Annotated in this window: 26 protein-coding genes and 1 pseudogene; 8 read left to right on the forward strand and 19 right to left on the reverse strand. The window is 66.7% G+C overall.

What is annotated here, in order from left to right:
• The 4 genes from N416_RS0109340 to N416_RS0109355 all read right to left on the reverse strand — a co-directional run bounded on the left by N416_RS0109340 (position 1) and on the right by N416_RS0109355 (position 3,835).
• Positions 1 to 1,251 carry an amidohydrolase family protein gene (locus tag N416_RS0109340; RefSeq protein WP_024441843.1) on the reverse strand — a complete coding sequence of 417 codons (1,251 nt, stop codon included), beginning with the start codon at positions 1,249 to 1,251 and terminating at the stop codon, positions 1 to 3.
• Between the two features lie 14 nt (positions 1,252 to 1,265).
• Positions 1,266 to 2,108, reverse strand: a complete 843-nt coding sequence (locus N416_RS0109345) for an enoyl-CoA hydratase (protein WP_024441844.1) — start codon at positions 2,106 to 2,108, stop codon at positions 1,266 to 1,268.
• Between the two features lie 151 nt (positions 2,109 to 2,259).
• Entirely contained in the window at positions 2,260 to 3,057 is a 798-nt protein-coding gene (locus N416_RS0109350) for an SDR family NAD(P)-dependent oxidoreductase (protein ID WP_024441845.1), read from the reverse strand.
• A gap of 16 nt (positions 3,058 to 3,073) precedes the next feature.
• Positions 3,074 to 3,835, reverse strand: coding sequence for a crotonase/enoyl-CoA hydratase family protein (locus tag N416_RS0109355; protein WP_024441846.1), 762 nt, complete (start codon positions 3,833 to 3,835; stop codon positions 3,074 to 3,076).
• A 166-nt stretch (positions 3,836 to 4,001) separates the two neighbouring features.
• Between N416_RS0109355 and N416_RS0109360 the strand changes: the two genes are divergently transcribed.
• Complete coding sequence (locus tag N416_RS0109360; protein WP_024441847.1) at positions 4,002 to 4,751, forward strand: TetR/AcrR family transcriptional regulator; 750 nt, start codon at positions 4,002 to 4,004, stop codon at positions 4,749 to 4,751.
• Here the strand turns inward: N416_RS0109360 and N416_RS0109365 are convergent.
• The 3 genes from N416_RS0109365 to N416_RS0109375 form a co-directional block, all read right to left on the reverse strand.
• Positions 4,748 to 5,923 (reverse strand): thiolase family protein, encoded by a 1,176-nt coding sequence (locus tag N416_RS0109365; RefSeq protein ID WP_024441848.1) that lies wholly within the window; start codon positions 5,921 to 5,923, stop codon positions 4,748 to 4,750. The genes N416_RS0109360 and N416_RS0109365 overlap by 4 nt on opposite strands.
• Before the next feature lie 64 nt (positions 5,924 to 5,987).
• The gene (locus N416_RS0109370; RefSeq protein WP_024441849.1) at positions 5,988 to 6,875 is read right to left on the reverse strand and encodes an enoyl-CoA hydratase/isomerase family protein; all 888 of its coding nucleotides are present in this window, start codon (positions 6,873 to 6,875) and stop codon (positions 5,988 to 5,990) included.
• Complete coding sequence (locus N416_RS0109375; protein WP_024441850.1) at positions 6,872 to 7,564, reverse strand: hypothetical protein; 693 nt, start codon at positions 7,562 to 7,564, stop codon at positions 6,872 to 6,874. The genes N416_RS0109370 and N416_RS0109375 overlap by 4 nt, the downstream gene beginning before the upstream one ends.
• Before the next feature lie 128 nt (positions 7,565 to 7,692).
• Here N416_RS0109375 and N416_RS0109380 point away from each other — a divergent pair, with 128 nt between their 5' ends.
• The 7 genes and pseudogenes from N416_RS0109380 to N416_RS0109410 all read left to right on the forward strand — a co-directional run bounded on the left by N416_RS0109380 (position 7,693) and on the right by N416_RS0109410 (position 15,449).
• Positions 7,693 to 8,472, forward strand: a complete 780-nt coding sequence (locus tag N416_RS0109380) for an enoyl-CoA hydratase/isomerase family protein (RefSeq protein ID WP_369797589.1) — start codon at positions 7,693 to 7,695, stop codon at positions 8,470 to 8,472.
• A 17-nt stretch (positions 8,473 to 8,489) separates the two neighbouring features.
• On the forward strand, positions 8,490 to 9,296 hold the full coding sequence (locus tag N416_RS0109385; RefSeq protein ID WP_024441852.1) for an enoyl-CoA hydratase/isomerase family protein: 807 nt from the start codon (positions 8,490 to 8,492) through the stop codon (positions 9,294 to 9,296).
• Positions 9,287 to 10,081 (forward strand): enoyl-CoA hydratase/isomerase family protein, encoded by a 795-nt coding sequence (locus N416_RS0109390; protein WP_024441853.1) that lies wholly within the window; start codon positions 9,287 to 9,289, stop codon positions 10,079 to 10,081. Before N416_RS0109385 ends, N416_RS0109390 begins: the two co-directional genes overlap by 10 nt.
• Positions 10,081 to 11,550: a class I adenylate-forming enzyme family protein gene (locus N416_RS0109395; RefSeq protein ID WP_024441854.1), complete on the forward strand. Its 1,470-nt coding sequence runs from the start codon at positions 10,081 to 10,083 to the stop codon at positions 11,548 to 11,550. The genes N416_RS0109390 and N416_RS0109395 overlap by 1 nt, the downstream gene beginning before the upstream one ends.
• Positions 11,540 to 13,059 (forward strand): annotated as a pseudogene (locus tag N416_RS21480) (class I adenylate-forming enzyme family protein). The gene N416_RS0109395 and the pseudogene N416_RS21480 overlap by 11 nt, the downstream one beginning before the upstream one ends.
• A complete protein-coding gene (locus tag N416_RS0109405; RefSeq protein WP_024441855.1) occupies positions 13,052 to 14,605 on the forward strand; it encodes a class I adenylate-forming enzyme family protein in 1,554 nt (517 codons plus the stop codon). Before N416_RS21480 ends, N416_RS0109405 begins: the two are co-directional and overlap by 8 nt.
• Positions 14,606 to 14,627: 22 nt before the next feature.
• Positions 14,628 to 15,449 (forward strand): mycofactocin-coupled SDR family oxidoreductase, encoded by an 822-nt coding sequence (locus tag N416_RS0109410; RefSeq protein WP_024441856.1) that lies wholly within the window; start codon positions 14,628 to 14,630, stop codon positions 15,447 to 15,449.
• Positions 15,450 to 15,664: 215 nt separating this feature from the next.
• Here the strand turns inward: N416_RS0109410 and N416_RS0109415 are convergent, their stop codons facing one another.
• The 12 genes from N416_RS0109415 to N416_RS0109470 all read right to left on the reverse strand — a co-directional run.
• Entirely contained in the window at positions 15,665 to 15,919 is a 255-nt protein-coding gene (locus N416_RS0109415; protein ID WP_152664747.1) for a hypothetical protein, read from the reverse strand.
• Positions 15,903 to 16,286, reverse strand: coding sequence for a hypothetical protein (locus tag N416_RS0109420; protein WP_024441858.1), 384 nt, complete (start codon positions 16,284 to 16,286; stop codon positions 15,903 to 15,905). Before N416_RS0109420 ends, N416_RS0109415 begins: the two co-directional genes overlap by 17 nt.
• A gap of 15 nt (positions 16,287 to 16,301) precedes the next feature.
• Entirely contained in the window at positions 16,302 to 17,003 is a 702-nt protein-coding gene (locus tag N416_RS0109425) for a hypothetical protein (RefSeq protein WP_024441859.1), read from the reverse strand.
• Positions 17,000 to 17,128, reverse strand: coding sequence for a hypothetical protein (locus tag N416_RS24125; protein WP_024441860.1), 129 nt, complete (start codon positions 17,126 to 17,128; stop codon positions 17,000 to 17,002). Before N416_RS24125 ends, N416_RS0109425 begins: the two co-directional genes overlap by 4 nt.
• 16 nt (positions 17,129 to 17,144) lie before the next feature.
• On the reverse strand, positions 17,145 to 17,939 hold the full coding sequence (locus tag N416_RS0109435; protein ID WP_024441861.1) for a CbbQ/NirQ/NorQ/GpvN family protein: 795 nt from the start codon (positions 17,937 to 17,939) through the stop codon (positions 17,145 to 17,147).
• Between the two features lie 22 nt (positions 17,940 to 17,961).
• Entirely contained in the window at positions 17,962 to 19,479 is a 1,518-nt protein-coding gene (locus N416_RS0109440; protein WP_231384097.1) for a nitric oxide reductase activation protein NorD, read from the reverse strand.
• A gap of 135 nt (positions 19,480 to 19,614) precedes the next feature.
• A complete protein-coding gene (locus N416_RS0109450; RefSeq protein WP_369797590.1) occupies positions 19,615 to 20,220 on the reverse strand; it encodes a hypothetical protein in 606 nt (201 codons plus the stop codon).
• Between the two features lie 172 nt (positions 20,221 to 20,392).
• A complete protein-coding gene (locus N416_RS0109455; protein WP_024441864.1) occupies positions 20,393 to 21,007 on the reverse strand; it encodes a TetR/AcrR family transcriptional regulator in 615 nt (204 codons plus the stop codon).
• A gap of 39 nt (positions 21,008 to 21,046) precedes the next feature.
• Positions 21,047 to 21,229, reverse strand: a complete 183-nt coding sequence (locus N416_RS22535) for a bacterioferritin-associated ferredoxin (protein WP_081654518.1) — start codon at positions 21,227 to 21,229, stop codon at positions 21,047 to 21,049.
• A gap of 6 nt (positions 21,230 to 21,235) precedes the next feature.
• A complete protein-coding gene (locus N416_RS0109460) occupies positions 21,236 to 22,699 on the reverse strand; it encodes a FadD3 family acyl-CoA ligase (protein WP_024441865.1) in 1,464 nt (487 codons plus the stop codon).
• A gap of 2 nt (positions 22,700 to 22,701) precedes the next feature.
• Entirely contained in the window at positions 22,702 to 23,892 is a 1,191-nt protein-coding gene (locus tag N416_RS0109465; RefSeq protein ID WP_024441866.1) for an amidohydrolase family protein, read from the reverse strand.
• 35 nt (positions 23,893 to 23,927) lie between these two features.
• Positions 23,928 to 25,047: AMP-binding protein (locus N416_RS0109470; RefSeq protein ID WP_024441867.1), on the reverse strand; the 1,120-nt coding region annotated here is incomplete at its 5' end.

Here is a 25,047-nt window from a genome sequence, read left to right on the forward strand (position 1 = left end):
TCAGACCGAAGCTGCCAGGTGGGCAACGCCCGGTGCGGTACGGTTCGGATCACCCAGCAGAGTCAATGCATTGTCCCGCATTACCATTCGGGTATCTTCCACGCTGAACTCGGGGAACTGCGGGATGTCAGCGGTGAAGGTGGTCGGGTCGGCCAGGCCCTCACCGTGCGGCCAGTCCGAACCGAACAGGATCTTGTCGACGCCGATGGTGTCGGCCAGCAGCTTCACGTCGTCCTCGTAGTAGGGGGCAATCCAAACGTTGTTGCGCAGCTGCTCGATCGGATCTTCCCGGTAGTGGTACGGCGCATTGTTGGCCGACTTCTTCAACCGCTTGATCAGCCGGTAGACGAAGTAGGAGCCGTTCTCGATGCTGACCACCCTGAGCTTGGGGTGACGGGTGAACACCTGGTGCACGATCATCGAGGCGATGGTGTCGTGGATCGCGCGGTCGTCCATGATCACCATGTCCAGCGGGTCGCGCTTACCGAATCCCTTGAACACCCCGCTGCCGCCCCACAACGCCGGGATCGCCATGTAACCGGAGTCGGACAGGTGAAAGACGACCGCGACGCCCGCCTCAGCAAGGCGCGCCCACACCGGGTCGTGCACGGGGTCACCGAGGGACCGGGCCCTAACCTCGCCGGGCACCGGCGCCGGGCGCACACACACCAGCTTGGCGCCGCGACTGATCACGAATTCGACTTCCTCGACGGCCTTTTCGGGGTCGGCCAGCGAGATGATCGGTGCGGATATGACGCGACCGTCGGGACGGTCGAAGCCCCAGTCCTCGTCGAGCCACAGGTTGAACGCGTGCACCGACGCCATGGTGGCGGGGATGTCGTGCTTGAGCCCTTCCTCCACACCGCAGGCGAAGGTCGGCAGCATGAACACCGTCTCCAGCCGCTGCCGGTCGAGCACCTGCACGCGGGCGTCGCGGTTCTGGTATTCGGGATGTGCGGCGAGCCGGTCGACCTTCATCAACGACGCCGGGTCCACGCCTTCGGGGATCTCGCCGCGGAACAGCAGATCCAGGCAGCCGGGTTCGATGATCGGATCGAAGTTCGGGTTCGGGATGAAGTGGTTGACGACCCCGCCGAACACCGCCAGGGTGCGCTTGCCGTCCTGCACCATCTGGACACCGCGGCTGCGGAATTCCTTGGGCAGGTGTCGGGTGAAGGCGTCCAGCGGCTCGTAGTAGTGGTTGTCGACGTCGACGGCCAAGTACGGGAGCCGTTCGGGTGCGGCAGTCATGCGCTCAACCTTTCTCACGTGAGGGGCGGGAAGTTCGGCGGGCGTTTCTCGAAGAAACTCGTGATGCCCTCGATCAGGTCGGGCCGCGCCAGCGATTCGTACATCAGGGTTTCGGCGCGCGCGCTCACCGCGGCCACGTCATCGAGCGCGTCGCCGTAGGCCTGGCCTTTGATCACCGCCAGCGATGCCGGTGAGCAGTTCGCGGCGATGTCGCGCGCGTAGTCCATGGCACGTTCCAGCAGCAGTTCGGGCGCCACGACGTGGTTGACCAGACCAAGCTCGCGGGCTTCCTCGGCCAGGAACGTGCGTCCGGACAGCAGCAGGTCCATCGCCGCTCCCCAGCCGGTCAGCCGCGGAAGTATCCAGGTGATCCCGTGTTCGGCGATCAGTCCGCGTCGGGTGAACGCGGTGGCGAATTTGGCTCCTGCCGCGGCGAAGCGGACGTCGCACATCAGGGCGTGAGTGAGGCCGATCCCCACGCAGGAGCCGTTGATGGCCGCGATGACAGGCTTGCGCAGTTCGGTCAGGAAGTGCGGGTGACGGTCCCCGACCAACTGGGCCACATCGGTTCCCGAGGTGTCGGCGCCGGGATCCTCGAGACTGGTGGCGGGCCCCAGGTCGGCGCCGGCACAGAAGCCCCGGCCGCTGCCGGTCACCACGATCGCGCGCACCGCCGGATCCGTCTCGGCGTGATCGATCGCGGCGTAGAAGCCGGCCGCGATGTCCGGCCCCCAGACGTTGAGCCGCTGCGGGCGGTTGAAGGTGATCACCCCGACGCCGTCACGTACGTCGTAGAGCACCGCGGCGTCGCTACGCGGGCCCGTCTCCACGAGCGTGCCGTCGTCGGCAGCGGTCATCGACCCCGCACCTCCTCGCCTCGGCCGCCTGCAGGAATCAGGCTGGAGTAGCTCTTTACTGTATACCTTTCGGTAGCGCATTCCGCAAGCCGTGCCGATCCGGACGAAGGCCGGTATGTCAGCAGGTCAGCCCTTATTTCGGGATTGCAGATCAGGTGAAATCCGAGCCACCGTCAACGTTGATATTGGCTCCGGTCATGTAGGCGTTGCGACGGGAGGCCAGAAACGCTGCGACCGCACCCACTTCGTCCGGCAGGCCGGCGCGCGGCAAGTGCGCCGGGTGACCGAAGTGCGCGGTGATGGCGTCCATCAGCCGGTACGGGTCGTCACCGTCCACACCGACCGAGCGGGCCCAGCCGACCAGTCCCTCGGAGGCGACGCTGCCGGGCGAGACCACGTTGACCAGGATCTCGTCGGGCGCCAGCAGCAGCGCCAGGTTCTTCGAGATGCTGTTGACCATCGCCTTCGCGGCCGTGTACGCGACCAGGACCGTACTTTGGCGCTGCGTCGATTGCGCCGAGAAGTTGACGATCCGGGCCCATTCGGCGTTGCGCAGCAACGGCAACGCCGCCCGAACGGTGTGCACCATCCCCATCGCGCCCTGATCGATCGCCCGGCGCCACTGCTCATCGGTGAGGTCCTCGAAGGTGCCCTGCACGTCGGGCCCGGCCGCGTTGATCAGGATGTTGAGCTCGCCGCCCCAGCGCCTCCCGAGTTCGGCGAAGGCTTCCTGCACCCGCTGCTCATCACAGGCGTCGGCGACCACGCCGATCGCCTCCGGGCTGCCGCGCCCCATCAGGTCGTCGCACGCACGGTCCAGGTCGGCCGCCGAGCGCGCCATGACTGCAACCCGAGCCCCGTCGTCAGCCAGACACCGCGCGGTCGCCAGCCCCATTCCCCGGCCGCCACCGACGACGACGGCGCGCGCGTCGCGCAAACCCAGATCCACGCTCGCAGGCCAGGCGTCAGGCGCCGGTCCAGTTGGGGGCGCGCTTCTCGGCGAACGCGACAGCGCCCTCCCTGGCGTCGCGGGAGGCGAACACCGGCGCGATCAGCTCGCCCTGCTTGCGCCAGATCTCATCCTGGCTCCAGCCCGCGGACTTCACCATGATCTCCTTGGTCACCGCGACGGCCAACGGGCCGTTCGCGGTGATCCGCTCGGCCAGAGCAATGGCCCCGTCCAGCGCTTCACCCGGCTCGGTCAGCACGTTGACGAAACCCCACTGAGCGCCCTGCTCGGCGGTGAAACTCTCACCGGTCAAAGCCAATTCGAGCGCCTTCTGATACGGAATGCGGTGCGGCAACCGCAACAGGCCACCGCCTGCGGCCACCAGGCCCCGTTTGACCTCCGGGATACCGAATTTCGCGTCCTTGGCGGCCACCACCAGGTCGGTGGCCAACACCAACTCGGTGCCGCCGGCCACCGCGTGGCCCTCGACGGCGGAGATCAACGGCTTGCGCGGCGGGCGCTCGGTGAAGCCCAACCCACGTCCCGGGACATACGCCAGCTCCCCGGCCGCGAACGCCTTGAGGTCCATTCCCGCGCAGAAATTGTCGCCGGATCCGGTGAGCACCCCGACCGACAGTTCCGGGGTGTCGTCGAGTTCGTCGCAGGCTGCGGCCAGCCCCTCGGCGACCGCCTTGTTGGCCGCGTTGCGCACTTCCGGCCGGTTGATCGTGATGACGAGAATCCGTCCGCGACGCTCACGCAGTACCGCTTCTGACACCGCTCACCTCTCAGGCGTTGTGACAAGCTATATCAAAATGCTTACCATAGGCTTTACGGTAAGAGAAGCTCGATGACCGGTGACGGCGCCGGGTACAGGTAGGTTTGACGGCTAGGTTTAACCCCGAAGAAGCCGGCCGTGTCGACCAGAACTGGAGGTACCCGCAGTGGCAAAGCAGCCAGTCGCCGAGAAACGTCAACGGCGCGAACGCGGATCGATCAACCCCGATGACATCATCGACGGCGCGTTCGAACTCGCCGAGCAGATCGGGGTCGACAACCTGAGCATGCCGTTGCTCGGTAAGCATCTCGGCGTCGGCGTGACGAGCATCTACTGGTACTTCCGCAAGAAGGATGAGCTCCTCAATGCGATGACCACCCGGGCCCTGCGCCAGTACACGTTCGCCACCCCGTATGTGGAGGCCAAGGACTGGCGTCAGACGTTGAGCAATCACGCACACAGCATGCGCTCGACTTTTCTGGGCAACCCGATCCTGTGCGATCTCATCCTGATTCGGGCCGCACTGAGTCCGCGGGCCGCACAGCTCGGCGTCCAAGAAGTGGAGCGGGCGATCGCCAGCCTGGTGGAGGCAGGCTTGTCACCGCAGGACGCCTTCGACACCTATTCGACGGTCTCGCTACACATCCGCGGTTCGGTGGTGTTGCAGCGCCTCTACGAGAAGAACCGGGCATCAGATGCCGAGGGGCCGTCCGATTTCGAGGAAGCCCTCGTCATCGACCCGGCTGTGACCCCGCTGCTGGCAGAGACCACCGGGCAGGGCCATCGGGTCGGCGCGGCCGACGATGCCAACTTCGATTACGGCCTCAATTGCATCCTCGATCACGCCGAGCGGCTGATCGAACAGGACGCCAAGTCGGCGCGGCGTCGCACCGCACCGACTTCGGCTAAGCGTTAGACCTCGATCACCACGGCGCCGCCCTGGCCGCCGCCGGCACACATGGCCGCCACTCCGATGCCGCCGCCGCGCCGTTTGAGCTCGTAGAGCAGGGTGGTCACCATCCGGGCGCCGGAGGCGGCGATCGGGTGGCCGAGGCTGCAGCCGCTGCCGGAGAAGTTCACCAGCTCTTCGTCGATGCCGTACTCCTTGCATGCCGCGATCGGCACCGAGGCGAAGGCCTCGTTGATCTCCCACAGTGCGACGTCGCCGACCGACAACCCGGCCCGCTGCAGGACCTTGCCGATTACCTTGACGCCGCCGAGTCCGGTGTCGCGGGGCGCGACACCGACCGACGCCCACGCCTTCACCGTGCCCATCACATTGAGACCGCGAGCTTGCGCGTAGTCACTGTCGACGAGCGCCACTGCGGCCGCGGCGTCGTTGGTGCCACTGCTGTTTCCGGCGGTGATCGAGAATCCCTCGATCTCGGGGTGCAGTACCTTCAGGGCCGCCAGCTTCTCCACAGTGGTTCCGCGGCGCGGGAACTCGTCGACGCTGAACTCAGTCACCGAGCCGTCGGGCAGCTGGACCTTCAGCGGCACGATCTCGTCGACGAACTTGCCGGCGTCGATCGCGGCGATCGCCCGCTGATGCGATCGTGCGGCCCAGGAGTCCATCTCCTCGCGGGTGATGCCCGCCGCCTGCGCGGTGTTCCATCCCACCGTGATCGACATGTCGCGGGTGGGCGCATCGACCGTTTCCGGATGCGTCGGCGGCATCCAGGGCTCGGCGAAGGTCAGCTCCGGTCCCGGGATACGCATCTTCATCAGCGGCAGCATCGACAGTGACTGCACTCCACCGGCGATCAGCACCCGCTCCATGCCGGAACCGATCTGGGCGGACGCATTGCCGATCGCGGTCAGGCTGCCGGCGCAGTGCCGGTTGACGGCCTGGCCGGGCACCGACTCCATCCCGCAGGCGGCCGCCGCGAAGCGCGCCAGGTCGCCACCGCCGTAGTGGGATTCGGCGAAGATCATGTCGTCGATATCCGCGGGCGCGATGCCGGCCCGACGGACCACCTCGGGCACCACCGTGGTGATCAGCGCCTCCGGTGGCGTGTTGACCAGGGTTCCCTTGAACGAGCGTCCGATGGCCGTCCGAACGGCACCGACGATGACAGGTGTAGGCATTTTTCCGACCTTACATTATTCGCTGCTTTTGTAAAGACACTCGCCGGCTTCACGCAGCCGATTCTCACGGCTCCGGCACGTGAAAGTGCTCGTCGCGCAGCCGGAAAGCTTCCTTGGTTCCGTGCTGCGCCCGGGTCTTGACGAAGTTGAACTCCCCCGGTGCGAACTGCAGGTTGGTGCCGTAGGCGTGGAACAGATAGCCGGCCACCTCTTCGCCCTGGTATGCCTGACTCTGCTCGACGAGCCGAAACGCCTCCTTGGCGATCACGACCCCGTCGGCGGGCATCTTCGCGGCCTTGCACGCCCAGTACCGTGCCCGCGCGGTCACCGCCGCCGGATCGCAGGTCTCGGTGAACACGCCCAGATGTTCGACCGCCGCGGCCTCGATGGTGTCCCCGGTCAGCAACAGCCGCCGGGCCAGCACGGGGCCGAGTCGGTGAAAGAACATGTGCAGGCTGCCCAGTGCCGGGCCCAGAAACCGCGTCGCGGGCATGCCGATCTTGGTGTCCCGCGCGATCACCGAGATGTCGGTCATCAGCGCCATCTCGAAACCGCCGCCGAGCGCATACCCGCTGATCTCACCGACCGTGACCTTCGGAAAGCCCATCAGGTTGTGATAGAAGCCGAACGATTTGCGATCCACCGTGAGCCGGCGACGCTGGCTCGGCCTGCTCTTACTCGCCGGCTGCGCGCCCTCGCCGCGCTCGCCGTACCAGCCGTAGGCGTTGTTCATGTCGGCCCCGGCACTGAACACGCCTTCGGTGCCGCGCAGCAGCACCACAACCAAGTCGTCGTCCTCGGCGACCCGGTCCAGACAGCGGGCGACCGCGTCGCGCATCGCGGCATCGTAGGAATTGCGCCGGCCGGGGTTGTTCAGCGTGATGGTGGCGATGCGCCCGTCGGGGTCGACATCGAAAAGCACCCGGTCGTCGGTGGTCTCGGCAGCGCTCATCGGTGGGACCCCTCATCCTGTCTGCGGCCGAATCGAATGGCACTCAATCTGTCCGGCGGCGCCGCCGCAGTGGTGACTTCGCCGGTGCACAGCACCTCGCCGCGATAGCGAAGTCGCGCGGTCGCGGCGATACCCCGCTCCACCTCGGCCCGCACGATATCGAAATCCAACTCGGTGAGAATGGGCGTCGGACGCCGGTAGGTGACCAACAAGGAGCGGGTACGCCCGGCCGAGCCGGCCGCGCAGCTCTGATGCTGCGTCACGCAGTCGAAGAACACTCCGAGAAAGCCGCCGTGCACCAGCCCCGGAGGCCCTTCGTAGGGCAGCGGGAAAGTGACTGTGCCCGAGGCGGTCTTGCCATCGAGGTGGTCGAACCGATACTCCGGGAAGCAGGGGTTGAACGACCCGACGTCGAATGCGTGCCCCAGGTAGATCCGGCCCGCTGGACCGTCAGCGGCTTCCATGCGGGGCATCGCCTCTACCGCGGCGACCGCGGCCAGTTGCCGCTCCCAGTCGGCGAACTGCGTCAGCATGTCGTCCACCGCCGGATGCGATTGCTCCAACGCCAGCAGCAGCCCGGTCAGGCGCCGCATGGCGCCGGCCGCCGCGACGGTCTGCGCCAGCGGCAGCTCACCGAAACGGGCGGCATCATCGGCCGAAGCCGCAGAGTTCCCCGAACCGTCCGCCATAGGCCTTTCTCCGCCGAATCGCGCTAATCGTATAGCCTACTGTAGCTATCACGATATAGCGTTGAAAGGTGGACACCACCGTGGCCGACGCCCCCGACTCCGAGTCCGACTCCGCCCCCGACGGCGCGGTGACGGCGCTGCGTGACGGCGCGCTGCTCCGGCTCACCCTGGCGCGCCCGGATCGCCGGAACTGCCTGAGCGCACCGATGACCGATGCACTGGTCCGGGCCCTGACCGAGGCGTCGAGCGACGACACGTTGCGCGCCATCCATATCCGGGGTGCCGGCGATGACTTCTGCGCGGGCGCCGACTGGGTCGCGACCAATGCCGGCGGCCAGCGTCCCCGCACCGGCGATCTGGTGCGCCGCGTCCCGCACGCCGCGCACCGGGTGATCGAACTGCTGCAGACCATCCAGTTGCCGGTGGTGTGCAGCGTCCGAGGCTGGGCGGTGGGTCTGGGCTGCAATCTGGCGCTGGCCGCCGACTTCACGGTGGCCGCCACCGACGCGGTGTTCTGGGAGCCGTTCGTGGCGCGCGGCTTCAGCCCCGACTCGGGATCGACCTGGCTGCTGCCCCGTCTGGTGGGACTGGCTCGGGCCCGACGCATGTTGCTGCTCGGCGAACAGGTCAGCGGCTCATCCGCACAGGACTGGGGACTGATCCACCAGGCGGTGGCGCCGGCAGACGTCGACCGCGCCACCGAAGAGCTGTTGACCACCTTGGCGCAGGGACCCACGGTCGCGATCGGCCTGGCCAAACAGGCGCTGCATTACGGGCAGCAGGCAACGCTGCCGCAGGCGTTGACCCAGGAGCTGTTCAATCTTGAACTCAGCTGCCGTACGGGAGATTTCAAAGAGGGCCTCGCCGCCTTTGCGCAGCGTCGACCGCCTGACTTCACCGGCCGATGAGAAGGAAAGAGACGGCAATGCCGACATTCGACACCATCGACTACGACGTACGCGGGCACACCGCCACCATCACGCTGAACCGTCCTGAGGCGCTCAATGCGCTCAGCCCGCACATGGTCACCGAACTGCGGACCGCCTATGCGCAGGCCGAGAGCGACGACGCGGTGTGGGTGGTCATCGTCACCGGCAACGGGCGGGCGTTCTGCACCGGCGCCGACGTGAAGGAGATCCCCGGCGACGGCAAGGTGATCAATGAACGGCCGTATCTTTCCACCTACGACCAATGGGAGGCGCCGCAAGAGGGCACTCCCCCGTTCCGGACGATGGCCAAACCGGTGCTGGCGGCCATCAATGGGATCTGTTGCGGCGCAGGGCTGGACTGGGTGACCACCTGTGACATCGTGATCGCCTCGGACCGCGCGACGTTCTTCGACCCGCATGTCTCGATCGGCCTGGTCGCCGGGCGCGAAGTGGTGCGGTTGGCCCGAGTACTGCCCCGCTCCATCGCGCTGCGGATGGCCATGATGGGCAAGCATGAGCGCATGGACGCGCAACGCGCCTACGACCTCGGCATGATCAGCGAAGTGGTGGAGCACGACCGATTGCTGACCCGCGCACACGAGATCGCCGATGTGCTGAACTCCAACGCACCGCTGGCGGTACGCGGAACTCGGCTGGCGATCCTCAAGGGCTTGGACCTGCCGCTGCACGAGGCGGAGATGCTCGCCGAGTCATTCCGGGAACGCAACCTGCACACCGAGGACTCCCTGGAGGGACCCCGAGCCTTCGTCGAGAAGCGCACACCGGATTGGCAGTGCCGATGAGCACTGAGTTCACCACCATCCTGCTCGACTTCGATCGCGCCGCACGCGTCGCCACCATCACGTTGAACCGGCCGGACCGGCTCAACGCGTTCGACCGCACCATGTGCCAGGAGGTGGCAGCGGCATGGCGGATCGTCAAATTCGATACCGAGGTCAACGCCGTCGTGCTGCGTGCCACGGGTGACCGAGCATTCAGCGCCGGCCTGGACATCAAGTCCTCCTACGGCCAGCCCGACAACGTCTGGAACCACGAAGATCCCGGCGAGTTGCTGAGCCCCAAGTGGCAGAAGATGTTCAAACCGGTCATCTGCGCCGTCCAGGGCATGTGTACGGCGGGCGCGTTCTACTTCCTCAACGAGGCCGACGTGGTGATCTGCTCGGACGAGGCCACCTTCTTCGACTCCCACGTCTCCGCCGGACTCGTCTGCGCGCTGGAGCCGATCGGGCTGATGCGCCGAATCGGGCTGGGCGAAACCCTGCGGATCGCGCTGATGGGCAACGATGAGCGGGTCAGCGCCGACACCGCGTTGCGCATCGGCATGGTGACGGAAGTCGTGACTCGAGAACAGCTTTGGGATCGAGCACACGAGATTGCCGCCACGATTGCGGCCAAGCCGCCGTCGGCCACCCAGGGCACGGTGAAGGCCATCTGGGAATCCCTGGACAAGCCGTACCGCGCCGCCCTGGATCAGGGCCTGATCTACACCAGGCTGGGCAACCCGCTGGGCCAGGCCGAACTCGAGGCGCTACCGCCGCACCCCGCCGCCCCGCCGCGGATCCGCTGATGGCACATCCATTGAGCCGGCGCATCGCCGCGGTGCTCGATCTGGCACCCGAGGAACCGGCATTGCAGTACGACGGCCGCTGGTATTCCTGGTCGCAACTCGGAGCCCTGACGCAGCGCATCGCGGAACTGACGCCGGCCGGTGCACGAGTCGGGATCCTGCTGCGCAACCGGCCCCCACAGGTAGCCGCACTGCTCGGGGTGTTGCTGGCCGGGGGCTGCGTGGTGGTGATCAATCCGTCCCGCGGCGACGACCGCACCCGCAGCGAAATCGATGCGCTGGAACTGCCGGTGATCATCGGGCAGGCCGATGATCTGGCCGCCCTGGTCACCGCGACACCGCGCACCACGCTGGTGACGGTCTCCGATCTCGCCGAGGCCCCGCAGGTCACCGTGGCGGACGAGCCCCCCTCCGATCCCGGACGCCCCGGCGTGGCGGTGTGGATGTTGACCAGCGGAACGACCGGACCACCCAAGCGTGTCGACCTGCGTTACGACATGCTGGCGCACAGCGTGATCGGCCCCGACCCCGAGCATGCCTCCACCCCAACACAGGTGCGCCGCGGCATCGCGATCGTCAACTCACCGCTGGTGCACATCGGGGGCGTGTACCGGGTGCTCCAGTGCCTCGCCGACGCACGATCCTTCGTCCTGCTGGAGCGATTCGAGTTGCGACGCTGGACCGAGGCGGTACGCACCTGCCGGCCGAGCGCGGTCTCGCTGGTGCCGGCCGCGTTGCGCGCGGTGCTGCATTCGGACCTGAGCCGCGAGGATCTGGCCGGCATCCGCGCGGTCACCTCGGGCACGGCCCCGCTGTCCGCCGATGACGCCGACGCGTTCACCGCCAAGTTCGGCATTCCGGTGCTCACCTCCTATGCGGCAACGGAATTCGGTGGCGGCGTGGCCGGCTGGACGCTGGCCGACTACCAGAAGTTCTGGCAGGACAAACGCGGCAGCGTCGGGCGCGCCAGCCTCGGCGCGCAACTGCGCGTGGTCGACGACACCGGCGCCGAACTCGGCGCCGATCAGCCCGGGTTGCTCGAGGTCAAGCCTGGCCAGCTGGGGCCCACCGCGGATTGGATGCGCACCACCGACTTGGCTCGTATCGATGCCGACGGCTTCCTGTGGATCCTGGGCCGGGCGGATCAGGCCATCATCCGTGGCGGATTCAAGGTGTTGCCCGACGATGTGCGGGTAGCGCTGGAGGCCCACCCGGCGGTCCAAGGCGCCGCCGTCGTGGGCCGCGCCGACGAGCGTCTCGGACAGACGCCGGTGGCGGCGGTCGAGCTGCGCTCAGGTGCCGTCACCGACGCCGCGACGCTGACCGAATTTCTGCGCGGCCGGCTGGCCGGATATGAAATTCCCACCGAGATCGCGATCGTCGACGTCATCCCGCGCACACCGTCGGGCAAAGCCGACCTGGGTGCGGTTCGGGACCTGATCGGCCTGGCGAGCAACCATGCTCGCTGAAACCCTGCCGCAGATCCTGCGCACCCAAACGCGGACCCGCGGTGCCCACCCCCTGCTGATCTGCGACAGCGAGCGGATCAGCTACGCCGAAGCCGAGCGGCGCTCGGCGCAGCTGGCCCTTGAGTTGATCGAACTCGGGGCGGGTCGAGGCACTCATGTCGGATTGCTGTACCCCAACGGCGCTGCCTTCGTGGTGGGCATGCTCGCCGCGGCACGCATCGGCGCGGTGGTGGTTCCGTTCACCACCTTCGCAACGGTTCCGGAGTTGCGTCATCAACTGGCACACAGCGACGTACGCATCCTTCTCACCGCCGACAACTATCGATCACACGACTACCGGCAGCGGCTGACCGAAGCGCTGGCCGACGTCGACCTGCACAGCACCGCACCGCTGTTCAGCGTGCACGCACCTCAGCTGCGCCGGGTGGTGTTCGGCACCGCGACCCCGGGGCACAGCGGCGCCGGACTCGGCCAGCTCGCAGCCCTGGAGGACGAGGTCGACCCCGGCGATCCGCTGTGCATCGTCTACACCTCGGGCTCCACCGGCGCACCCAAGGGCGTGATACACACCCACGCAGGGCTGCTCGGCCAACAACGCGACCTGAATGCGCTGCGTGGACTGACGGCGAGCGACATTCTGTTCAGCAACTCGCCCTTCTTCTGGATCGGCGGCCTGGCCTTCTCACTGCTGTCCAGCGTGCTGGCCGGATCGACACTGCTGTGCTCCAACGCCACCGACCCGGCGGACACACTGGATCTCCTGGAGGCCGAAAAGCCCACAATGGCCAATGGGTTCATCACCGGAATCGCGGCCCTGAGCCACCACCCCAGCCTTGGCCGCCGCGACCTGTCCACACTGCGCCGCGGCAACCTGTACCCGATCATGGCGCCGGACGCCCGCCCCGCCGACCCCGAGCTGCGACACAGCATGCTCGGGATGACTGAGACCGGCGGACCCGTGCTGCTCAGTGCCGATACCACCGATCAACCCGAACACCGCCGCGGCAGCTTTGGAAAGCCCGCGCCGGGGTTCGAGTGCCGTGTCGAGGACGGAGAACTGTGGGTCCGCGGCCGCTACCTGATGCAGCGCTACCACAAGCGCAGCCGCGAGGAATGCTTCGACGCCGACGGCTGGTTCCACACCGGAGATATGGTCCGCACCGACACCGATGGCTTCTACTACTTCCTGGGCAGGCGGGACAGGTTGATCAAGACCGCCGGGGTCAACGTCTCGCCCGCGGAAGTGGAACAGGCCATTGCCAGGGTCACCGGCGGATCGGTCGCATATGTGGTCGGCGTCCCCGATCCCGAACGCGGCAGGTGGTGGCCGCGGTGATCGTGCGCGGCACCGACGATGCCGACCTCGACGCGTTGCGCCGGCTTCTCTCTGAACAACTTTCGAGCTACAAGGTGCCGCGCAGAATGACCACCGTCGGCGCCGAACAGATCCCCCTGCTGTCCAGCGGAAAGGTCGATCTGCGCCGGTTGGCCGAGGTGTTCGATGCCTGAGTCCACGCCGCGGGCACTCACCGTCGACGCCGTGGTGCGGTCGCGGGCAGCCGCCAACCCGAGCACACCGATGGTGATCGATCCGATCGGCCGGCTCAGCTACGGCGACCTCGACACGTCGTCGCGGGAGCTGGCGGCGGTCCTCGTGCAGGCCGGGGTCGGCAAAGGTACTCGGGTGGGACTGATCATGCCCAACCGGGTCGACTGGGTTCGCATCGCGGTCGCGGTCACCCGGATCGGGGCGGTGCTGGTGCCGCTGAGCACACTGTTGACCCCACCGGAACTGCGGGCTCAGTTGCGGATCGCGGCCGTGCAGATCCTGATCAGCGTCGAAGAGTTCCGGGACCGCCGCTACCTGGACCATGTACCCGCGGAATCGCTCCCCACAGAGGATCTTCCTGCGCTGCAGCATGTCTGGTCCACGCAGGCTCTGGCATCAGCCACCGCCGGGCCGGGACCCCGCAAGATCGTCGACGCCTTGGCTGCGACCGTGGTTCCCGCCGACCCGATGACGATCATCTTCACCTCCGGCAGCAGCGGGCCGCCCAAGGGGGTGCTGCATTCGCACGGCAGCGCCTTGGGCGCAGTCGGATCCGGGCTGGCGGCCCGCTGCATCGGACCGGACACCCGCTTGTATCTGCCGATGCCGTTCTTCTGGGTCGGTGGCTTCGGCGGCGGGGTGCTCTCGGCACTTTTGGCCGGAGCGGCCCTGATCACCGAGGAGATCCCGAAACCCGAGACCACCTTGGGCCTGCTGGAATCCCAGCGGGTCACCCTGTTTCGGGGATGGCCGGACCAGGCCGCGGCACTGGCACAGCACGCCACTGATGCCGACCTGTCGGCCTTGCGGCCCGGCAGCCTGGAGGCATTGCTGCCGCCGGCATTGCGCGCCGAGCCCGGCGCGCGGGCCAATCTGTTCGGAATGACCGAGACGTTCGGCCCGTATTGCGGTTATCCCGCCGACACCGACCTGCCGCGTTCAGCGTGGGGCAGCTGCGGTAAACCCTTCGCGGGCATGGAGGTTCGGGTCGTCGACGCCGACACCGGCGTTCCGGTACCCGCCGATCGGGTCGGGATGATCCAGCTGCGCGGGCCGCACACGTTGCGGGGCATCTGGGGGCGCTCTCGAGAAGAGGTCTTTACCGTCGACGGCTTCTACCCGACTGGCGACCTGGGCCGCCTCGATCCCGACGGGTTCCTGTTCTACCACGGCAGATCCGACGACATGTTCAAAGTCAGCGGCGCCACGGTCTATCCGAGCGAAGTCGAGAAGGCGCTGCGCAGCATCTCCGGCGTCGCGACCGCGGTCGTCACCAGCGTGCCCGACGGTGAACGGAACCGCGTGGGAGCGATGGTCGCCGGCGATGGGCTGACCGTCGAAGGACTGCGCGACCGGTGTCGTGATCTGGTGAGCTCGTTCAAGGTACCGACGGTGTGGCTGGTGGTGCCCGCAGCCGATGCCATCCCGCATGGGCCGACCGGCAAAGCAGACAAACGACGAGTGCGAGACATGCTGGCAAGCCCAGTCCACGCCGACCCGGCGTGAACCTACTACGGAGGGAACGGATATGACGGGCCGATTGGCCGACAAGGTGGCATTCGTCACCGGTGCGGCACGGGGACAGGGACGCGCCCATGCGGTACGGATGGCCGGCGAGGGTGCCGACATCATCGCGGTGGACGTGGCCGGGAAGCTGCCCGACTGCGTACCCTACAACCCGGCAAGCCCGGAGGATCTGGCCGAAACCGTCCGACTGGTACAGGCCACCGGGCAGCGCATGGTGTCCTCGATAGTCGACACCCGTGACTACGACGGCCTGCGTGAGGCAGTCGCTGATGGGGTGGCCCAACTCGGACGCCTCGACATCATCGTCGCCAACGCCGGCGTTGCTGCCCCACAGGCCTGGGATGCGATCTCCCCGGAGAACTTTCGCGACGTCATGGACATCAATGTGACCGGCACCTGGAATACCGTGATGGCCGGTGCCCCGCACATCATCGCCGGGAAGCGCGGCGGCTCGATCATCTTGATCAGTTCGGCCGCCGGCATCAAGATGCAGCCGTTCATGGTGCACTACACGGCCAGCAAGCACGCCGTCACCGGAATGGCCCGAGCCTTTGCCGCCGAGTTGGGCAAGCACGCGATTCGCGTCAACAGCGTGCACCCCGGCCCGGTCAACACCGATATGGGCACCGGCGACATGGTCAGCGCGCTGGGTCAGGCGATGGAGACCAATCCTCAGCTGTCGCAGATGCTCACGCCCTTCCTGCCCACCTGGGTGGCCGAACCGGAAGACATCGCCGGCACCGTGTGCTGGCTGGCCAGTACCGACTCGCACCTGGTCACCGCCGCCGCGATTCCGGTGGACCAGGGCTGCACACAGTACTGAGCGAGACCATATTCTGGCGATCAACACTGGATCCGATTTCACCCGGCTATGGTTGAGCGCCTGACACCGTCAGCAGCGCGGCGACGACGACAACAGAAATGAGGACGGCCATGAGCCCACTGCGGGATCGCGCCACCACGCCCCTAGTCGCGCTTGCTGTGACGTCCCTGGCGCTGATCGGACTCGCCTTACCGGCCGGCAGCCGAGCTGACCCGCTAGACGGCTGCGGCTACGGCATGTACTTCAACACCGAGACAGATCAGTGCGAGCCCGGCGGCGTAAACCCACACCCGTTCATCGGACCTGTCGGACCGGCCGGCGTCGGTGTCGGGGGTCCCGTCGGGCCCGGCGGCGTTGTCGGCCCCGCCGGCGTCGGCCCGGCTGGCCCGGGACCGGTTGGGCCCGGCCCGGTCGGCCCCGGCCCGGCAGGACCCGGCCGGCGCTAGATATGCGTCAGTGCGCCTGCGCAATCCGCTCATGGTGCAGGCGCACCAGCTCGCGGAAGCCGAGCCGGTGGTACTTGGGCACGGGTTGAATGCCCCACTCGTCCTGCGCACTGGCCTTTCCGGCCGCTCCCTCCGGCGGGCCGAGTGGCGGGTAGGGATACTTGCACTCCAGCGTGTCGTCGGAGAACCGGGTCTTCAGCAGCTCGCTGCAGATCTGGGTCAGGCTCAACGTGGGGTAGCCGTAGTACACCGCCATGAAGGGCAAGGTGAACGCGCCCTCGATGACCAGCGCCACCAGACACACCAAGGTGGCGCGCTTGATCCACTTGTGCATCCGCGCGTAGTACGGGGTGGTGCCCGGCGGTAGCGCTTCGGGGGCAGAGGTTTCCATCGTGGGACTCCTTTGTCAGTCGGAAAAGATCTCCCGGTTCACGGTGTGCAGGTACGGGATCGCCAAAAACGGTGTGATGTAGAAGATGTCGTAGAGCCACCAGCCGATCACCGGGAACACCACTCCCGCGTAACGCACATCGGCATACATGGTCATGTTGAACACGTAGAGAATCCAGATGAGCACGCCCATCCAGCAGGTCACCACCATCCACTGATGGCCCCAGCGCTTCATCTGCAAAAACCCGATCGCGGCGGCGCAGCGCATCGCGAATACCGTCAGGATCATGCCGAACACCATGGATTTCTCACCCGGGCCGGCGGAGCCGCCGATCCACAGCTCGTTGTAGTGCCAGAAGTAGCCGGCATCGAACATGCCGCCCCAACCGACCATCAGTACCCGGTTGATCAGGGTGTGGTTGGCGACGAGATCCAGCGCCCACCCGAGGCTGTTCAGCGCCCCGTCGATCAACACCAGGTATCCGATCAGGGTGACTATCATCGGCCGCACGGCCAGACCGGCGTGCAGTGCTTGTCGTTGCAGCAGGGCACCGCGCAAGAAGATCGGCAGCCCGATGATGCCCGGCACCCACATTCCCATCAGCGCCGCGCCTGCGATCATCCAGCGGTCCGCCCGCCGCTGGGCGGCACGAGATTGGGTCTCGTGCTCCTCGATCCCGGCGAAATCCGTCGTCGAACCGGGCGGCGTCGGGCTCATAACTGCCACCAGCCTCGGGCGAACGACATATACAGCTGGATGCCGAACATGATCGCCAAATAGCCGTAGATGAAGATCTGAAAGACGATCAGCGCTCGCTTGCGATTGCGTTCTTGCTGGTCCACTTCGCGACTTCCTTTCTTAGGGGCGCTCGGTCTGAGTGGTGAGCACGCTGGCGGCCACTTCACGCAAGCCGTCGTGAATTCCGCCGTCGGTGGTCAGCGGGGCCAGGATGCACGCTTCGGCGGCCTCGGGCTCGCTCGCGCCGGCGGCCACCAGTTGCGCGGCGTTGACCAGGGTGCGGGTCGACGGCGGTTCGAAGTGCAGCGCCTGGTCTGCGGTGCGCAGGGCGGTGGCGCACTGCACCAGGCGATCAGCGATCTGCGGTTCGATACCGGTTTCGGCGACGATCACCTGCGCTTCGAGATCGGGCGCCAGGTAGTGCATGGGTAGCGTGGCGAACCGTTGCCGGAAGGACGGCTTCAGCTCCTTGAGTGAGCTGCGGTAGGCCGGATTGTAGGAGCACACCAGCATGAAGGTGTCTGGGGCCGTGATGTTTTCCCCCGCACGGTCGAGGTACAGGGTGCGACGGTGATCGGTCAGCGAGTGCAGCACCGCCAGCGAGTCATGCCGCGCCTCCACAACTTCGTCGAGGTAGCAGATCGCCCCGGACCTTACCGCTTTGGTCAGCGGCCCGTCGGTCCACACCACGTCGCCGCCGGCCACCAGGAAGCGACCCACCAGGTCCGAACTGGTCAGGTCGTCATGGCAACTGATGGTGATCACCGGCCGGCCCAGCAGCGAGCCCATATGCTCGACGAGCCGGGTCTTACCGCAGCCGGTCGGGCCGGTGAGCATCACCGGTATGCGGCGCCGGTACGCCTTCTCGAACAACTGCACTTCGTTGCCGTTGGCGAAGTAGACATCGCTGCTCATCGGGCTCCTCGCACCTGGTCGGTCATGCTGCGGTCAGTTCGCGGTGTACGTGGGCCAGTACGCGCGGTAGCTCCGCGACCCGCCGAATCCGTTGGGAGCGGCGCGGTCCGAAAACCTCCGGGAGTGGATCGACCCGCACGGGCCCGACGCCGAGGTAGTACACGCATACACCGGCTTGGTCGGCTTCCTCGACGGCGTGTGCGACATCGGCCCAGGCATATCGGCCTTCGTAGCCCTCGTCGGACATCAGCCCGTCGCCGATCATGAGGAGTAGCCGCCGTTCGGACGGCTGCGCCAGCAGCCGGTTGGTCAGATGGCGCAGCGGGGCGCCCAGCCGGGTGTAGCCGCCGGTCAGCAGTCCCGAACCGCTCGGGGCCACGAACTTGCGGTCGTCGAAGTCCTTGAGGCAGTGCACTTCCACGTGGTGGCGGGTGTTACCGGTGAACGCGAAGATGCCGTGGCGCTGACGCGTGCTCGTCATCGCCGCCGAGAGCGCGTCCGCGCAGGCCAGCTCCAGTCCGAACAGTCGGCCACCGTGCACTCCCAGCGAGGAACTCGCATCGAGCAGCACCGCGGTGGTCACGTCCCGGCCTGCCGGCAGCAGCTCCCGGAAGATCCGCGGCTCGCCCGCCGCCCCGGCCAGCACGTCGAGGCGGTGGTTGACGTAGGCGTCGACGTCGAGATCGGATCCGTCGGCGAGCCGGTTGGTCATGGCACGGACGGTGTGTTGTTGAAACCACTTCCGCAGATCGACCGCCACCGGGGACGGCTCGCCTGACGATGAGCGCCGGTCGCGTTCCACCACCGCGACGTGGTCTGGCAACAGGGTGCCGGTGTGCATACTCCACTCCGGGTACGGGACGCCTGGTCGCCGGTCGCGACCGAGAAAGCGATCGTCGTCTTCGGGCCGGCTCGGCGGCGGCATGGTGGTGTTGCGAACTCCCCCGTCCCCACCCACCGGTACCGAATATGGGCGTGGGCGCCGCTTTTGGTTGCTGGACCAAGGCATGCGGCCGAGCCGGCGAACCGAGGAGGCCAACCGTCCCGGCTCGGTCCAGCCCACCGGCAGTGTCCCGGTGAGCGGATGCCCGGGCAATGGCTGCCGGGAGCGTGCCAAGGCGCTCGCCCGATCGAACATCTCGACGGCCGGCGTCTCGGGATCGGCGGGATCGAGATCTGGCAGCACCCGCCGCAGCTCGGCCACCAGGCCGGGCCAGCGCCCGACGACCCAACCGAGGGCCACCTGCGCCTCGACGAACGTCAGGGCCGAAAGCTCCCGCGATGAGAGGTCGGCCAAACGGTACTGTGCGAGCCGCTCCTTGGAGGGTGCGCATTGCAGCGCCACTCCGCAGGTCAGCGTTCGTCTGGTCCAGCCCTGCCCTGAGGAATGAGGGGGATGGGGCACGTAGACGGTGGAAAGATTCGCACTCAGGCTGAAACTTCTTTCGGCGCCGGTCATCAACCGTGCGCCGTCGCGGCGTCGGTCGCTCAAGGCGACTGCCGTGAGCGCGCAGCTGGTCTCCAGCGCCAGGGGGTCCACGCCCGGCTCGGTCAGAAGGTTCCGATGCTGGAGAACATCCAGTACCAGAATGCGATGATCAAACACGTCCCGCCCCACGCGGCGACGTAGCGCAGAATCTCCCAGAGCCAGGCCATCAGAATTTCCTATCGTTGATCAGTCGGAGAAGATCTCCCGGTTGACGGTGTGCAGATACGGGATCGCCAAAAACGGTGTGATGTAGAAGATGTCGTAGAGCCACCAGCCGATCACCGGGAACACCACACCGGCGTAGCGCACATCGGCGTACATGGTCATGTTGAACACGTAACCGATCCAGATGAGCACGCCCATCCAGCAGGTCACCACCATCCACTGATGACCCCACCGCTTCATCTGCAGAAATCCGATCGCGGCGGCGATTCGCATGGTGAAGACGGTGAAGATCAGCCCGATCTCCCAGCCTTTCTCGCCCGGGCCGGCGGCCCCGCCGATCCACAGCTCGTTGTAATGCCAGAAGTAGCCGGCGTCGAACATCGCGCCCCAGCCGTTGAGCAGGACACGGGCCAGCAGCGTGTGGTTGGCCACCATGTCCAGCGCCCATCCCACCGCATTGATCGCGGCGTCGATGATGACCAGATAGCCCAGCAGCGTCACGAGCATGGGCCGAACGGCCAGTCCGTCGTGTTGAGCCTTGCGCTGCAACCAGATTCCGCGCAGAAACAGCGGGAGGCCGAAGACACCGGCCGCCGCCGTACCGATGAGCATGCCGCCACAGATCATCCAGCGGTCAGCTCGACGCTGGGCGGCCCGCGAGAGCTCCAGGTGCTCATCGAACCCGAGGCCGTCACGCAATTGCTGCGGTGCAGTAGGCAATGACCGCCCCCCTCGCCGTTCAAGCAACGCCTACGACAGTAAGGAACTCACTGACTCAAGTCAATGATTTTTGAGGGGGTCAGCGCGTGGCGCCCAGGCCGCGCAAGGTCCTGGTCACGTAGTCCGCGACCAATTCCGGACGAGATGGCCAGTCATGGGTCGTGATGAGCAGGGCGTAGAGGCCGAGCAGGAAGAACACCGCGCTGTTCATCGCGACGACGTCGTCGTCGATCTCGCCGCACTCCCGCGCCGCCTCGATACGCTCGGCGATCAACTCGATCAGCGGGTGATGCTCGCCATTTTCGGCAGGCGGTCGGGTCGGCGAGAAGTGCAGCGCCAAGAATTCGGTGAACAGCGGATCGCCCAGGCGTCGCTCCAGATCGATGATCAGGCGCGCGGACTCGCCCAAGATGTCCGAAAGCGCTTGGTGTCCGCCGAGGAACTTCTCGAACTGCTTGGTGATTCGTTCTTCCTCCCGGCGTTCCAACTCCAGCAGCACGTGCTCCTTGGTGGGGAAGTGAAAGAAGAATGTGCCGTGCGCGACGCCGGCGGCGGCAACGATGGCGCCGACGTCGGCTTGAGCCATCCCCGTCCGCTTGAACTCGGCGGTCGCCGCACCCAGCAGCCGCTCACGCGTCTGCAGCCGCCGGGCGTCGCGCGCCGTCATCTTCTCCGGCTTGTCCGCCACAGCCACGACAGTAGCGCCTCACTGCACCGGCGCGTACTAGATGACTCAAGTCAGCGTTGTGGATTCCCGCAGAGTCGTCGCGATCAGCGCCCGGATGTTATTTCGGCAGCGTCCACACACCGTCCCGGCCCCGGTACGCTCGCCGACCTGCTTAGTGGTCGTGGCGCCGGCTCGCGCCGCGTCGATGACCTGCTGACTGGTCACCCCGGCGCACAGGCAGACGTACACGGCGCCTCAGGGCCCGGCCTCGAGGGCCTTCGCCGCCAGCCGCACTTTGTCCACCTTGCCCGTCGCATTCAGCGGCAGCGTGTCGACGAAACACACCGAGCGCGGTACCTTGAACCCGGCCATTCGGTCGCGGCTCCAGGCGATCAATTCCGTCTCGGAGAGCGGTGTGTCCGCGGCACTTCTCACCACAAACGCCTTGCCCACCTGTCCCATTCGCGAATCCGGCACGCCGATCACCGCAACCTGGGAGACCCCCGGATGCTCCAGCAGGAAGCCCTCGATCTCGGCGGGATAGGCGTTGAAGCCGCCGACGATGAACATGTCTTTCTTGCGGCCAACGATGCGCAATCGGCCGGCGGCATCGAGCGTGCCGACGTCCCCGGTGTGCAACCAGCCGTGCGCGTCGATCGCTTCGGCGGTCGCATCCGGGTCGTCGAGGTAGCCGACCATCACGTTGTAGCCACGCACCAGGACTTCGCCGTCGGCGGCGATGCATACCTCGATGTCCTCACAGGCCTGTCCGGCCGTGGTCGCGATGTCCTCGAACGAGTCGCCGCGCCGGGAGGCCGTCACAGTGCCGGCTTCGGTGAGCCCGTAGCCGGTCATGATGGATCGGAACGGCAGCTCATTGCGGATCCGGCGGACCAGGTCCACCGGGATGTCCGCAGCGCCGGTGACCGCAGCACGCAGCGTCGACAGGTCGCGAGGCCCGCGCGCGTCCAGCAGTGACTGATAGAGCGTGGGCGGACCCGGAAGCATGGTGATGCGCTCGGATTCAATCAGTTTCAGCACCGTGCCGACATCGAAGACCCGCACCGGCACCATGGTGGCGCCCCGGATGCACGCGGCGATGCAGCCCGCCTTGTAGCCGAACGTGTGGAAGTAGGGGTTGACCATCAGGTACCGGTCGCCCTCGCGCAGGTCGGCCAGATCGCACCATTCGGCATAGAGCCGCAGGTTCTGCTGATGGGTCATCATCACCCCTTTGGGCCGGCCGGTGGTACCCGAGGTGAAGATGATGTCGGCGATGTCGCCGCCCTCAACGCTGCGTTGCAGCGGCGAACCGCTGCTCAAGAAATCCGATCCCAGGTCGATCACCGGAACACCGGGCGGGGCACTGAAATCCAGTCCGAGAAAGCCCTTCTCCACCAGAACGAGCTTGGCGCCGCTGCGGCGGATGATGTCCTCGGCCTCCTTGGGTTTGAACCGGGTGTTGACCGGAACCAAGACACCGCCGGCGGTCAGCAGCCCGAATGCGGCGATGATCCAGTCCCCCGAATTCGGCGCCCAGATCGCCACCCGGTCGCCCTTGGCGACACCCGCCGCTGCGAATGCTCCTGCCGCGCAAAGGACCCGATCGGCCAGCTCAGCGAAGCTCAACCGCACCGGGCCGTCGACGATCGCCTCGGCATCCCCGAAGCGATCGCCGACACTTAGGACCATCTCGGGGATGGTCTCCCAGCGTGGCACCCCTAGACGGTGACGAGCCGACCGAGGTTGCCGCCCATGATCTTGGCCTGGTCCTCGATGGGCAGATGCGACAGCGCGGTGATGTAGTGGGTCGGCTCGGCCAGGCCCTCCGGGTGCGGCCAGTCCGATCCGTAGAGCACCTGGTCCACACCGACCAGGTTGATCAGGTCGTCGATGCCCTCCTCGTAGAACGGGCTGACGTAAATCCGGTTCTTGATCTCCTCCATCGGGTTTCCGAGGAACGCCTCGGGCGCCTTCCGGTAGACCTCGGCCATGGAATCCAACAGCGGGAACATCCACTTGGAGCCGGCTTCCACGATGCCGACCTTCAGCTTCGGGTGACGGAACAGCGCGCCGTGAATGACCCACGATGCCACCGCATCCTGGATCGGACGCCACTCGTTGAGGATGCCCATGGCGTTGGTCTGGAAGGGCAGCATCTCTTCCACCGCACCGTCCCACTCGGAGGTGTAGCGGGAGTAGCCGCTGTCCGACGAGTGCATTCCGATGAAGACGTCGTATTCGACGCACTTCTCCCAGAACGGGTCGAACTCGGGCAGCGCGAACGAACGCGGGCCGCGGAAGCCGGGCACCGGAGCCGGGCGGATCAGAATCGCGCGGGCGCCGCGCTTGACCACCCACTCCAGTTCCTCGATGGCCTTCTCGACGATCGGGAGGGTGATGACCGGCGTGGTGAAGATGCGGTTCTGGTAGTTGAAGCCCCAGACTTCGTCCAGCCACTGGTTCAGCGCGTGGATGATCACGTGGATAGTGACCGGGTCGTCACGCAGTCGTTCCTCGATGAGGCTGGCCAGCGTCGGAAACATCAGCGAACGGTCGATACCCAGCTCGTCCATCAGCTCCAGCCGCGGGGCGGGCTCGAAGAACGCCGGGATGGACTTCATCGGCTCGCCGAACAGTTCCCGCTTGCTCTTGCCGTCGGGGTTGCCGTACTTGAAGTACTCCTCCCAGGCGCCGGGCTTGGCGACCACCGAGAAGGTGGGGTTAGGGATGTAGTTGCTGATCTGGCCGCGGATGGCGATCTTGGTGCGCCCGTTGACCTCGACGTACTGGACGACGTCCTTGTACTCCTTGGGCAGGTACTTGGTCAGCGCTTCGGGCGGCTCGTACAGGTGGTTATCCGCATCGAACAAGGGGAACGGGACGTCCACGCGATGTGACAGTTGACCCATGAAATGCTCCTTTTCGGTTCATGAGAATCTTATTCTCATGAAGGTGTCGTTGCAACACCCTCGGCGAGCTGCTTGCGGACCAGGTATTTCTGCACCTTGCCGCTGGGCGTGCGCGGGAAGTCCGCGACCTCCTGCAATTCCTCGGGCCACTTCTGTCGCGCGACGCCCATCCGTTCGAAGTGCTCCCGCACCTGCGCCATGGCCGGCAGCTCGCACCCCGGCTTGAGGCGCAGGACCGCGACCGCCCGCTCCCCCAACCGGGAATCCGGCGCCGCGACCACCACCGCCTCGGCCACCTCAGGCATCGTCAGCAGGACGTCCTCGACCTCCACCGCGCTGATGTTCTCGCCGCCGCGGATGATCACGTCGGCTTTGCGGTCGGTGATGGTCAGATACCCGTCGGCGTCGAGCACCCCGATGTCCCCGGTGTGGTACCACCCGTCGGCGTCGAAAGCCGCCGCGGTCAACGCGTCATCGGTGTAGCCCAGGCACAAGTCGGGTCCCCGGCTCAGAATTTCGCCGTCGGGGGCCAACCGCACCTCCACACCGGGCCGGGCATCGCCATCGGTGAACAGCCGCTTGCCCTCGGGCGCACTGGGACGTGAACCCGTGATCGACGGATGCTCGGTGCTGCCGTAGGAGCGGAAGACGAAGATGCCCAAGTCGGCAAGTCGCCGGGTGACCGCGCCCGGCACCGTCGACCCGCCCAGGCCGACGTGGCGGATGTGCTGCAGGTGGGTGTCGGTGAAGTCCGGGTGGTCGAGCAGGCTGGTGACGAAGTACGGCGGTCCGCCGCCGATCGACACCCCCTGTTCGGCCATCAACGCCAGCACCTGGGCGGGATCCCAGACGTCGGCGAGATCGATCGGCGCCCCCTCCAACACCGGGATGAGAAACGCTCCCACCATTCCGATGAAGTGTCCGACCGGGGTGGCGGTCAGCTGCCGGCCGCGGTCCTTGGGGTAGTTGGCGAGCAGCTGGCGGGTCTCGCAACACAGGGTCTGATGACTGTGGATCACGCCCTTGGGCTCGCGGGTGGTCCCGGAGGTGAATGCGATCAAGGCCGGCGCCGCGGGATCGGCGTCCAGGGTGCCCGCCATCGGCTCGTCGGCGAGCAGGTCTTCGAAGTTCTGACCGACCACGCTCGCACTGTTC

Origin of the sequence: Mycobacterium sp. UM_WGJ (genome assembly GCF_000455125.1) — a bacterium.
Lineage (GTDB): Bacteria > Actinomycetota > Actinomycetes > Mycobacteriales > Mycobacteriaceae > Mycobacterium.